Source organism: Nonomuraea purpurea (assembly GCF_042650645.1).
Lineage (GTDB): Bacteria > Actinomycetota > Actinomycetes > Streptosporangiales > Streptosporangiaceae > Nonomuraea > Nonomuraea purpurea.
Map to the genome: position 1 here is coordinate 61037 of NZ_JBHSBI010000047.1, position 12363 is coordinate 73399.

7 protein-coding genes and 1 pseudogene are annotated in these 12363 nt (G+C 68.3%); 6 read left to right on the forward strand and 2 right to left on the reverse strand.

Annotated features, from left to right (window positions below):
- The first annotated feature begins 8 nt into the window (after positions 1 to 8).
- The 3 genes from ACFOY2_RS51070 (at position 9) to ACFOY2_RS51080 (ending at position 8857) form a co-directional block, all read left to right on the forward strand.
- Complete coding sequence (locus ACFOY2_RS51070) at positions 9 to 5207, forward strand: SDR family NAD(P)-dependent oxidoreductase (RefSeq protein WP_379535449.1); 5199 nt, start codon at positions 9 to 11, stop codon at positions 5205 to 5207.
- Positions 5208 to 5222: 15 nt separating this feature from the next.
- Entirely contained in the window at positions 5223 to 5876 is a 654-nt protein-coding gene (locus ACFOY2_RS51075) for a nitroreductase family protein (RefSeq protein WP_379535444.1), read from the forward strand.
- 188 nt (positions 5877 to 6064) lie between these two features.
- Positions 6065 to 8857, forward strand: coding sequence for an AfsR/SARP family transcriptional regulator (locus ACFOY2_RS51080; protein WP_379535445.1), 2793 nt, complete (start codon positions 6065 to 6067; stop codon positions 8855 to 8857).
- Here ACFOY2_RS51080 and ACFOY2_RS51085 read toward each other — a convergent pair.
- Positions 8830 to 9069 carry a DUF6289 family protein gene (locus ACFOY2_RS51085; protein WP_379535446.1) on the reverse strand — a complete coding sequence of 80 codons (240 nt, stop codon included), beginning with the start codon at positions 9067 to 9069 and terminating at the stop codon, positions 8830 to 8832. The two genes, ACFOY2_RS51080 and ACFOY2_RS51085, sit on opposite strands and share 28 nt — an antisense overlap.
- A gap of 753 nt (positions 9070 to 9822) precedes the next feature.
- Between ACFOY2_RS51085 and ACFOY2_RS51090 the strand changes: the two genes are divergently transcribed.
- Entirely contained in the window at positions 9823 to 10050 is a 228-nt protein-coding gene (locus tag ACFOY2_RS51090; protein WP_379535450.1) for a hypothetical protein, read from the forward strand.
- A 141-nt stretch (positions 10051 to 10191) separates the two neighbouring features.
- Here the strand turns inward: ACFOY2_RS51090 and ACFOY2_RS51095 are convergent.
- Positions 10192 to 10305: pseudogene (locus ACFOY2_RS51095) on the reverse strand (hypothetical protein); the annotation flags it as partial.
- Positions 10306 to 10903: 598 nt separating this feature from the next.
- Between ACFOY2_RS51095 and ACFOY2_RS51100 the strand changes: the two are divergent.
- Positions 10904 to 11284: a sporulation protein gene (locus ACFOY2_RS51100; RefSeq protein WP_379535447.1), complete on the forward strand. Its 381-nt coding sequence runs from the start codon at positions 10904 to 10906 to the stop codon at positions 11282 to 11284.
- On the forward strand, positions 11281 to 11700 hold the full coding sequence (locus tag ACFOY2_RS51105; protein ID WP_379535448.1) for a hypothetical protein: 420 nt from the start codon (positions 11281 to 11283) through the stop codon (positions 11698 to 11700). Before ACFOY2_RS51100 ends, ACFOY2_RS51105 begins: the two co-directional genes overlap by 4 nt.
- Positions 11701 to 12363 lie beyond the last annotated feature (663 nt).

Below are 12363 nucleotides of genomic sequence, written 5' to 3' on the forward strand. Positions count from 1 at the left end.
TGGCGGGAATGATCGAGCCGATCGCCATCGTCGGAATGGCCTGCCGCCTGCCAGGTGCGCGCGACGTCGAGCAATTCTGGCTCAACCTCGTGGGAGGGCGCGAGAGCATCACCTTCCTCACACCTGAGCAGGCGCGCCGGGCCGGTGCGAGCGACGAGGAGCTGGCCAATCCGGATTTCGTCAGGGCGGTCCCGGCGTTAGAAGAGGCCGACCGGTTCGATGCGGGTCTGTTCGGCATGACCGCGCTCGAGGCGGAGATCTGCGACCCGCAGTTCCGTCTGTTCCTGGAGATCTGCCACGCGGCGATGGAGAACGCCGGCCACGATCCCTTCGACACCGGCCAGAGCGTCGGCGTCTTCGGCGCCGCCAGCTACAACCAGTACCTGCGGCACATCCTCGCAACCCGCCCCGACCTGCTGGAAAGCCGCAACGAGCTCCAGTGGCTGCCGTTGAACGACCCGGGCTACCTGGCCACCCTCGTCTCCTACAAGCTGAACCTGCGCGGCCCCAGTATGACGGCGCTCACCGCATGCTCCAGTTCACTGGTGGCGGTGCACCTGGCCGCGCAGGCGCTGCGGGCCGGTGAGTGCGAGATGGCTCTGGCCGGAGGCGCCTCGGTGAATCTGGCGCCAGGACACCTGTGGACGCCTGGCGGCATCCTGACGAGCGACGGCCACTGCCGCCCCTTCGACGCGTCGGGATCGGGCACGCTGTTCGGCAGTGGAGCCGGTGTGGTCGTGCTCAAGCGCTTGGACGACGCGCTCGCCGAAGGCGACCAGATCCGCGCGGTCATCCTGGGCGACGCCGTCAACAATGACGGAGCGGAGAAGGTCTCCTTCAGCGCGCCGAGCATCTCTGGTCAGAGCATGGCCATCGCGGAGGCCATGGCTCTGGCCGACGTCCACCCCGCGGACGTGCAGTACGTCGAGGCGCACGCCACCGGCACGCGGCTCGGCGATCCCGTCGAGGTTGCGGCGCTGACGCAGGCGTATGCCACGCTCGCCGTCGAGCCCCTGCCGCTCTCCGGCACAGCCATCGGTTCGGTCAAGTCCAACATCGGCCACATGAACGAGGCGTCCGGAGTGGCAGGGCTCATCAAGACGGTCCTGATGCTCGAACGCGAGGCCATCGTCCCCAGCGTCAACGTCGAGACGGTCAACCCGCTCCTGGAGATCGAGAAGACGCCGTTCGATGTCGCCAGAGAGCTGCGTCCATGGCCGCGGCGGGCGGACCGGCCACGGGTCGCGGCCGTCAGCTCGCTCGGCGTCGGCGGCACGAACGCGCACATGGTGCTCTCGGAAGCCCCCGTGGCCTCCACCATCACGGAGCCGCCCCGGCCGCGGGTCGTGGCCTGGTCCGCGCGAACCTCCGGCGCACGACGAAGGCTGCAGGACTCGCTCGCCGGATTCTTCGAGACCTGCGAGGAGGAGACATTCCCCGACGCGGTCGGCACTCTCCAGCACGGCCGTACGCCGCACCAGGCCCGGGCCGCTGTCGTCAGTGACTCCGCCGCCGGGGCCGCCGGCCTGCTGCGCGGCACCAAGGTCATCTCCGGAGAGGCCAAGGAGGGGGTCCGTCCCGCCTTCTTGTTCCCCGGTCAGGGGGCTCACCGCGCCCGCATGGCGAGCGGCCTGTACGGCACGGCGCGCGGGTTCACGATCGCCATGGACGAGTGCCTGGACCTGTTGGAGGAGCACGGCCTGCGTCTTCACGACGCCTGGCTGGACGATACCCGCCCGGAGGACACGGCGCTGGTGCAGCCGCTGCTGTTCGCCGTGGAGTACGCCCTGGCCACGATGTGGACCTCGGGCGGCATCAGGCCCGGCGCCGTGGTGGGCCACAGCCTGGGCGAGCTGACCGCGGCCACCGTGGCCGGGGTGTTCGACCTGCCCGACGCCGTACGCCTTGTGGTCGCGCGGGCGCGGGCCATGAGTGAGCACTCCGTCCACGGCGGCATGCTGGCGCTGGCCGCAGAGCCCGACCGGATCGCCGAAGTGCTTGGCGAAACGCTGGCGATCGCAGCTGTCAACGGTCCGAAGCAGACGGTGGTGTCCGGGCCGGATCAGGCACTGGCCGACCTCGCCGGAGAGCTGGCCGAGCTGGGCATCCAGGCCAGGCGCCTGCCTGTCGCTCATCCGTTCCATCATCCCAGCTGGTCGGATGCGGCGGACCGGTTCATGGAGGCGTTCGGCGAGGTCACGCCCAGCCTGCCTCGCATCCCTCTCTACTCCGGGCGTACCGGCGCGCGGGTGACGGACGAGGCGCTGGACCCCGAGTTCTGGGCCGGCCAGCTCATCCATCCCGTGCGCTTCTGGGACGCGCTCGACGCCATGCTCTGCGATGGCTCCGCTCACCTTCTGCTGGAGGTGGGGCCGGGCACCACGCTGGGAGGGTTGGCCGGCCGTCACAGCTCGGTAATGGAGAGACGCGTCACCGTCGCGAGCACCCTGTCGGGACAGGGGGACATGGTCTCCGTGTTGTCGGCCGCCGCGATGCTGTGGACCCGTGGCCTGCCGCTCGACTGGGCAGCACTCGGTCAGACGCCTCCTGCCAGACGATGCGTCCTGCCCGGCTATCCCTACGAACGTGAACGCCACTGGGCTGACCCGGAGCCTCAGCGGTCGGCGCCCAGGAGGTCGCCCGAGCCCCGGACGTCCGCGACGGTCGTTGAGTGGACGCAGCAGGCCAGGCTCGACGAGGTCGCGGGCGGTGGCACTGCGCTCGTGCTGCTGCCGGCTGACGACGACCGCGCGCTGACCGTGCTCCTTGCCGTCCAGCAGGCCGGACATTCGGTTATCAGGGTGCGCGCCGGCACGCGATATGCCGAGCGCGGCGCCGATTTCTCCATCCGCCACCCCGGTGACCTCGTCCGGGTGCTGGACGCTCTCGCCGCCAGGAATGTCGCGATCAGTCTCGTGGTGCATGCCATGACGGCGGAGCCGTACAGGCCGCTCACAGCGGAGAGTTTGCCCGGCCAGCTCGACACCGCTTTCGCCGGGCCTTTCACGCTGGCGAAGCTGATTCTGCAGCGCTACCCGGCGGGATCGCTGCCCCGGCTCGCCGTCGTGACCGCCTACTCCGCGGACGTGTCCGGTGGCGACCGCCTCGATCCCGCCAAGGCGACGATCCATGGGCTCGTACGCAGTCTGCTCTCGGAAGAGCCGCGGCTGGCGGGCGGTGTGATCGACGTGGGTGAGCGGGTAGAGGTCGCCGACCTCGCGGCGGAGCTGCAGGTCGCGGCCCCCGCCGAACTCGTAGCCCTGCGGGGTGGACGCCGCTGGGTGCCCGTCGAACGCCCACTGGCGCTGCCGCGCCCGGGGCGTGAAGTGCTGCGGGAACAGGCGGTTTACCTCGTCACAGGAGGTTTTGGCGGGCTGGGCCGCACGCTCGCCACAAAGCTTGCGGAAACAGGGCTGCGGCCACGGCTCGTTCTGATGGGGCGCACGGTCGAGGACCGCGGGATCGTCGCCGACCTGCGTGCGTGCGGAGCCGAAGTGCTCTCCGTCGCCGGGGACGTCGCCGACCCGGCGGCGCTCCGGGCGGCGCTTGACGCGGCCACCACCCGCTTCGGACCGGTCAACGGGGTCTTCCACCTGGCTGGGGCGCCCGGGAGCAGGATGATCGCCTTCCGGGAGCTGGACGACGCCAGGTCCGTGCTCGCCCCGAAGACTCTGGGCACGGTGAACCTGGCCGAGGCGTTCGCCGGGCGACCGCCACTCGACTTCGCCGTCTTCTTCTCCAGCAGGGCCGCGCTCGAAGGGCTGGTCGGCGGTGCCGACTATGCGGCGGCGAACGCGTTCATGGACGTCTTCGCGGAGACGACCTCGCTGGCCAACGGCAATGTCCTGAGTGTGGCGTGGCCGGTCTGGCAGGGCCCGGGCATGGTGGATCACAACGGGCCCGACCTCGCGGCGCTCCCCGGCGCCATCGCCAGGATGGTCCGGCAGGATGCCCCGGCGACCATGGTCTGGGAGGACGACCTCGCCGCGGCCACGCACTGGATGCTCGACGAGCACAGGCTCGACGGCAGGCCTCTGCTGCCCGGAACCGGCTACCTGGAAATGGTCACCAGTGTGTTCAGCGATCGGCTGAAGGAGGCGGGCCAGGGTGTCGAGTTGTCGGAGATGTTGTTCCGGGCGCCGCTCCTCGACGAGGGGGCACGCCGGCTGCGGCTGGAGCTCACGCCGTCCGGGGACGGCTATGACCTCGCGGTCTCCTCCCGGCCGTCGGACAATCCGGGGGCGGCATGGGTCGTCCACGTCACCGGCCGCGTGCGCGGCGTCGAGGCGCGGGCCGAGAAGGTCGACCTCGCCGCGGTTCGCGACAGGCTGGAGGCGGCGGGTACGAAGACCGCGGTCACACCCAGGCGGCGCCCGCGCGGCGCGTTCGCCCTCGGGCCCAGGTGGCGCAACGTGGTCATGACGTGGGAAGCCGGTGACGAGCAACTCCTGCATGCCCGTCTTCCTTCGGCTTTCGCCGGCGACCTCTCCGAGCATCGCCTGCACCCGGCGTTGCTCGACACGGTGACGGCAGCCATCAGGCCGCAGTTCACCGATCCTTTCATCCCCTTCCTGTACGAACGGATGGTGTTGCGTGCCGACCTGCCCGCGGAGTTCTACGCGTACGTGCGGCGGACGCGGATGAGTGAGGACACGATCGCGGGTGACATAGACCTGCTGACCGGGGACGGCACCGTCCTCGCCCGGATCAGCGGGTTCACGATGCGCCGGGCCGATCTGTCGAACGGCCTCGGCGCACCGCGCGAGACTCCGGATCGCCCGGAGGCCGGACTGGATCGCGAGGAGGGGATGCGGCTGCTGTTCACGCTGCTGGCCAGTGACGCCCCGCGTGCCGTGGCGGTCAGCCCGCACCCGGACGACGCTCCTGCGCCGGTGCGAGAAGCAGTGGTACGGGAGACGGAGCCGCAGCGGGACACCGTTGCCGCCGAGCCGCCCCGTTCCGCAGCTGACCTGGCGACCGATGCGGCGGACGCTCTGCCGGAGCGGCTTCATGAGCTGTGGACCCAGTCGGTCGGTTCTCCACCGGCGAGCGACGACGACGATTTCTTCGAGGCGGGCGGTAACTCGCTGAGCGCCGTCGAGTTGATGGCCCGAATCCGGGCGCAACTCGGCGTCGAGCTGAGCATCGGGCGTCTCTTGGAGATCAGGACCTTCGGCGGCCTGCTGGCCGTCCTGGCCGAGGACTGATTCGGGGCGGTGCACATGACGATCAACCGACGGCTCGATGCGGAGGAGCTGCTGACGACCACCCGCTCCGTGCGAAAGCGACTGGATCTCGGCCGTGACGTGCCGATCGAACTCGTACGGGAGTGCTTGGAGATCGCCCTGCAGGCGCCGAACGCCGGCAACGGCCAGAGCTGGCACTGGGTCGTCGTGACCGATCGGACGACACGTGCTCGCATCGGGGAGTTTTACCGGCGCGCGTTCGAGGAGTCCTACGGGGGCGGCGGCCCCGCAACCGAACCGCGCACGGGTGACCTGGCCCAGCTCAAGGCCCGCTGGCGCGTTGCGGAGAGCGCCGCCTTTCTCGCGAAGCACTTGGGAGACGTGCCGGTGTTGGTGGTCCCATGCCTGCGGCTGCCCCCGGGCGGGCTTCCCGGCGGCAGTCAGGCTGGGCTGTGGGGGTCCCTGCTGCCGGCGGCGTGGAGTTACATGCTGGCCGCCCGCACCCGCGGGCTGGGCACGGCCTGGACGTCGCTGCACCTGGCCTACGAAGGCGAGGTCGCTGAATTGCTCGGCCTTCCTGCCGACGTCCGCCAGGGGGTCCTCATCCCGACTGCGTATTACACGGGAGAGACCTTCCGGCCCGGCGCTCGCATCCCGCTCGGAGAGGTCCTCCACTTCGACCGATGGTGAGCCGGCTGGTGATGAGCCGCCCGGATGTGACGAACGCCTCCATGAGTCTGCCTTGACTTTTATGGATCTGCACTAAATCAGCAGATCTTGTCTGATTTACTAGATCACATTCAAGCCCGATCGACACTGGGGACGTCTCACGGGCTGGGCAGGCGACGCCTGTGGGTGTCCCCCATGGGGGATGACCTATGGAGTTCCAGGTGCTCGGCCCTGTCGGCGCAACCGTGGGTGCTCGTCATGTGGACATCGGCCCGGCGCGGCAGCGGTGTGTTCTGGCCGCGTTACTGATCGACGTGGGTCAGGTCGTCTCGACGGATCAGCTGATCTATCGGGTCTGGGCCGAAGCCCCGCCCGGCGGTGCCCGCAACACCCTGAACACCTATCTGGCGCGCATCCGTACAATCCTGCAGTCCCTGGGCACGGACGCGGACGGTGTCGCGCTGGTCCGGCACACGGGCGGATACGCGCTCGCAGCCGACCCTGAACGGGTGGATCTGTACCGCTTTCGCCGCCTGGTGAGGCAGGCGCGAGACGTTACCGGTGATCGCGCCGGGCTCCTGTTGCGCGAGGCGCTCGACCTGTGGCAGGCGGATGCTCTCACTGGTCTGTCGGGCGATTGGGCGGAGGCGACGCGGGCCCAGCTGGACGACGAGCGCGTCACGGCATCCCTGCTGTATCAGGACATCCAATTGAAAAGGGGACGGCACGAGGAGTTGCTGCCCGAACTGCGTGACCTGATCGCGTCCCATCCGTTCGACGAGCGACTGGTCGCGCGGCTCATGATGGTGCTGTACCGGTCCGGGCGCCAGGCCGAAGCACTCCAGCTGTACGAGCAGGTCCGTTCCCAGTTGGCCGAGCAGTTGGGCGTCGACCCCGGCCCCGAACTGCAGGCCCGTCATCTGGAGGTGCTGTCCTCCGCGCCTGTTTCGTCGCGTCCTACCACCGTGTCCCGCTTGCCTGTACCGCGCCAGCTACCGCTGGCCCCGGTGAGTTTCGAGGGCAGGGCGCGTGAGCTGGCCGCGCTCGATCGCATGGACGAGCAGACCACCGATCGGCTGGTCACGCTCGTCGGCACGGGCGGGGTCGGCAAGACCTATCTGGCCCTGCACTGGGCTCACACAAACCTCGACCGGTTCCCCGACGGGCAACTGTTCGCCAATCTGCGCGGCTTCGACACAGCGGGTGAGTACACCGAACCGTTGGCTGTCCTGCGTGGCTTCATCGAGGCGCTGGGGGTCGAGCCCGGGGCTATACCGGCTGACCCCGATGCGCAGTCCGCCCTTTATCGTTCGCTGGTCGCTGACAGGCGCCTGCTCATCGTCCTGGACGACGCGCGCGACGCGGCCCATGTCATTCCGCTCCTGCCTGGCAGCCCCACCTGCACTGTCCTGATCACGAGCCGCAATCAGCTCGCCGACCTGGCCGTCACGCACGGCGCCAGGACCCTCGCTCTGGACGTGCTTGATCACGGGGCGGCACGCCGGATGCTCACCCTTCGGATCGGCAAGGACCGGGCGGCCGCGGAGGCCGACGCCGTGACGGCTCTGCTGGAGTACTGCGCGGGTCTGCCGCTCGCCCTCGGCATTCTGGCCTCGCGCGCGATGACCCACCCAGGTTTTCCGCTCGCTTTCCTCGCCGAGGAACTGAAGGAGGAATCCAGCCGGCTGGACGCGCTCCACGTCGGTGGCCCGGGCACGGACATCCGGGCGATCTTCGCCTCCTCCTACCATTCTCTTGATCCCTCCGCGGCCAGGGCCTTGGGGTTGCTGGGGCTGGCACCTGGGCCGACCATCGGCCTGCTCGCCGTCACCGCCCTGCTCGACCTGCCGATCGCGCGCGCCCGCTCCCTGTTGCGTACTCTGGAAGGCGCGCATCTGCTCTACCAGTACGTTCCCCAGCGGTACCGCATGCACGACCTTGTCCGCCTGTGCGCCATGGAAACGGCAGAGCGCGACATCTCAGCCGAGGAGCGTGCGGTCGCCATGCGCCGCCTGGGCAGCTTCTACCTCCGCGGTGCCTTCGCCGCCGACCGGCTGCTGTACCCCAATCGGGCGGGCATCGGGCTGGGCCCGCCGGTAGACGGTCACGCCCCTGAGCCGCCGCGAGACACAGCGGCGGCGTTGGCCTGGTTCGAGGCTGAGTACACCTGCCTGATGGCCACCCAGCGGCTCACCGCGGCGTGGGGTTGGGACACCGTGACGTGGCAGCTGGCCTGGGCGCTGGACACGTACTGCTGGCGTCGGGTGCGCATCGTGGACCGCTTGGGCATGTGGGCGGCCGCTTTGGAGGCCGCGGAACGTTTGGAGGACCCCGCCGCCCGCGCGGTGGCCCATTGGCGGTTGGGGTTCTCCAGGGCGATGGTGGGGGAGCGCGACGGGGTGCTCGACCCCATGTACCAGGCGCTGTCCCTGTTCAAGGAGTCCGGTGATGCCGTGTCGGAGGCTCACGTTCACCAGTCGCTGGGCTGGGTCCTTACACAGTGGGGCGAACGGCAGCAGGCTCTGCATCACAGTAGCCGGGCTCTGGCGGGCTTTCAGACGCTCGACAACCCGGCGTGGGAGGCCAACGCTCTTAACGCGGCGGCCTGGTGTCTGGCCCAGCTCGACCAGCACAAGCAGGCATATGTCTACTGCGAGCAAGCTCTCGCCTTGTTCCGTGAGCACGACGATCTCGACGGCGAGGCCGCCACGCTGGACAGCATGGGGTACATCAGTCACCGCATGGGTCGGCACAACGAGGCCATCGGCCACTACCGCTGCGCCGTTGAGCTTCGCGACGCCACGGGAAACGCCGGTCAGAAAGCAGACACCCTGAACCGGCTGGGGGACGCCCACGAGGCAACGGGCGAGCACACCGAGGCCTGCCGGGCCTGGGCGCATGCCTTGAACCTCTACCGTCGTCAGCATCGCGTGAAAGACGCCGAACAGGCCCAGGCCAAACTCGACGCGGCGGGTTACTCCGCAGCCGGACCGCAGATGTAGGAGTTGTACGTGGAATACTCGCTGCGCGTACCGGTCTCATGGACCGTCCCATGGCAGTCGACGGTGTACCGGCCGATGACTTCGGTTCGCGTGGCGTCGGAATAATACGTGGTGGAACACGTGTGGTGCGGTTTGCAGAAACTGGCCTGCGCCGGTGTCGAGAGGAACGTGTAACCGGCGCAGGCGAGGACGAGGGCGAGCGTGATGCGCATTTCTCTGTTCCCTTTGAGTGACAGGTAGCACGGAATCGCACGGCGATTCGAGAGCTATGTGAAGCCATGATCGTGGGGATCCCGGTGCGGTGCATGTCCCTGAATCCTGGCTCATCGGATTCCTGCGATTTGAGTCGGGAAGTAGGGCCTGGCCCAGCACAAGGGGCAGGAGGGACCTCTCGCCCTCGCCGTCGCATATGGTCACGGCGCGTTTTCGCCTCAAGCGGGGCCGTGTCGCCGAGCTGCTCTGGAACGAGCGCCACCTACGGCACGCCCTGCGCGAGTACGAACGGTTTTACAACCGGCACCGCGCCCATCAAGCACTGCTCCAAGCCGCCCCGCTGCGTGCCGTCCCTGATCCGATCATCGATCCAGAGCGAATCGCCGACTTGAACGACCGGCTCAGCGGGGTCCTCCACGAGTACTCACATGCCGCTTGAACTGCTCGGATGGAGTGCTCACCCATGAGCTCTGATTTTCTGCGCCGGGGAGGAAGCTCGCAAGATTGTTGCGTGACGCCCTACGTATCCAAGCTGCCTCGTGGTGCTCCTGGCTTGCCATGATCGGTACGTGTCTGGTAAGTGATCATGGGCACATGCTTGCCATCGGCGGCGTCGAGTGGCACACCCCAGGACGCAGAAGGACCTGCGTTTCCGCAGGCCCTTGCCCATCTTTCGATGTAGATCGCGAGTGCCCCCTGCGGGGGAGCGAGCAAATGGGCAACGGAACGAACTGCGGCGAGGGAAGACAGCCGTGGTAGTCACGGATCACATACAGCTACCGCAGCGTCCTGCGCCTGATTTTCACCTGTTTGTGCGTGCGCTGTTTGCGGCGCATCGAGGTTCACGGGGCGGGTCGAAGAACGCGTTCGCGTTCATGGAACAGCAGGACGTCCGGGAGCTGTCGAACTTCTTCGAGCGACGCGTTTCCGCGTACCAGGTGGGCGTGAGTGTCTCGGTCAGCTTCGACGCCGACTTCTGAGCCTCGGCGGGACCCCGGGGCCCATGCGACTCGGGGTCCTGCGGCTCGCGAAGGAGGGTGCCGGTCCCCGATCGCAGGGCCGGTGATCGACCGGCCCGGCTCGACGATCAGGCGCGGTACGGGCAGGCCCAGGGCCGCACTGCGTTCCTCGACCGCCTTGACGACCGTTCTGGCGTACTCGCCGGGGGGCAGGCCGTGCTCGTCCTCCAGGTACGCGATGCCCTGGCCGCCGCCCAGGTCCAGCTCCGGCAGCACGACCCCGCACGCGTCCCGGATGCGGGGTCGTGCTGCTCCACCATGATCCGGGCCACCTCCTCGTACGGCTCCGCCGTGCCGATCTGGGAGCCGAGGTGGCAGTGCAGCCCCGCCAGCTCCAGCTCCGGCTGGCGCAGCACCCTGGCCACGGCCGCGGCGGCGTCCCCCGAGGCGATGGACAGGCCGAACTTCTGCCCCTGCCACGGTGAGGGAGACCAGCTTCGGCAGCACGTCGTCGAGCGGCCTGGCGGCTTCGGGCAGGCGTGATCTGATCTCCCGCAACCGGGACCGCTCGACCTCGATCTCGTACGGGTCGGCAGGAGCCCAGGGGCGCGGATGCTCTGGCATGCGTCGCTTTCGTTCGTGTGTGATCTCTCCAGACTGACAGCGGGATGGCCCGGAGCGGCTCCGTCCTGACGCAACCTCTACGCGAACTCGGCGTGCCCCTTCGCGATCTTGACGGCTCACCATGAGGCGTGGTCATCCACTTGCCCGACCGAGATGGGAAGACAGGATGTCGTGACTACCGGAACCCCGCCTGCCGCCCGGTCGTTCAGTGGGGAAGCGACTCGATCCCCCTCGAGGCGGGAGATCACCTGTGACTTCCGTACAGATGCCCGATGCCGACGGGGCGAGCGCGCCCTCGATAGCCACATTCCTGGCCACGCCGCGAACGCAGCCTGGTGGTGTGCTGTCCGGTGAAGTACGGCTGAAGGGCGGTGACGCCGACGCCCTGATCGACCGGATCGGCCTCGGCTTGGCCGCTTCGACACGGCCGGTGCGGGAAAATGGCGATCACAGCCCCAGAGAGGAGTTCTCGCAGGTTCAGATTTCGGGCGCCGTCATCCTTCGGCCGGGCAAAGAAGAGGCGATCGCGATCTCGACCTGGTCGCCGTCACGCCGGTGCCTTCGGAGTCGCGGGTCCTGCAGGCGTTTGCGCGACTGCTTGATCATCTGCCGGGGTCGGCGGCGGACATGACGGCAACGCTGCACGCCGTGCGCGATGCGCTCACCGCTCTGGACACCCGCCGGCGGTTGCTCATGACGGCGGCTCGCGCCCGCTTCCCCGGAGATTTCCCCCTGCGGGACTTGGGCGAGCACACGGGGCTTGCCACGATGACCGCGCGGCGTCGGCTGCAAGAGGACCTGGGACGCTGGCCCGATCTCGCGCCAGAGGCGGGCAACGAGGTTCAGGTGCTCCTGACTGTCGGCGACCAGGCTGAGTTGGTGACCCCCCGGCATCGGGCCTCCGCGCCATTGCGCGTCCCGGCCGCACGGATCGCCGAGCAGGCAGACATCCCCGCCAACGAGCTGCCTGGCAGGCGCTTCACCGTCGAGCGGCTGACCGCCAGCGACGCCGATGGGTTCGCGCTGGTGAACGACCCCCGCGTCTGATGCGCCGGGGCACGGTCATGCGCGCGGCTGCTTGCGTGGGCGGCGCCTGGTTCCTGCCTGGATAGGTCCTTGTCTCAAGGTCGATCGAAGCCATTCGTTGGTCACAGCAACGAGTACCGTGGCCTCGATCCAACCCCCGGCGAGACTCCCGTCAACGCCTAGGCGCACCTGTGATCTCATGGCCCGTTGCGCAAGACCTCTGGGAATCCAGCTTTAGAGCGAGCGATGGGTAGGGCATCTCGATCCCCAGCAGCTCTCAAGGCAGCGTCCCGACAGAGGCGGCGGGGACTGATCGTCCAAAGAGCTGGAGCGCCTGTCAGCAACCGTACTGCGGCCGATCGCTGACAGGCGGTTCCGAGTCATTGACCGGAAGCCGTCGTATCCGTCGGATCAGGCCGATGCCGAATGGGCGTGGGAGGCCGTCGGTCGACTCTGCGGCGATGCTCATAACCGCAATTCCGACGGCCCGGAGGGCTGGAAACGGCCGCTCTTTTTGAAGCGGCTAACTGCGGATCACTCATTTCATCGGGCATGCCTAAGAAGGATCTTGGCATAGATCGCTTCTCGTGGGCGCCTCTCATCGGCAAGGGGTGGCCGACTGCGGCCAGTCGAGAACTTTCCGTAAGTGTCCTATTTACATCTATTCGCCGACAAGTCACTCTA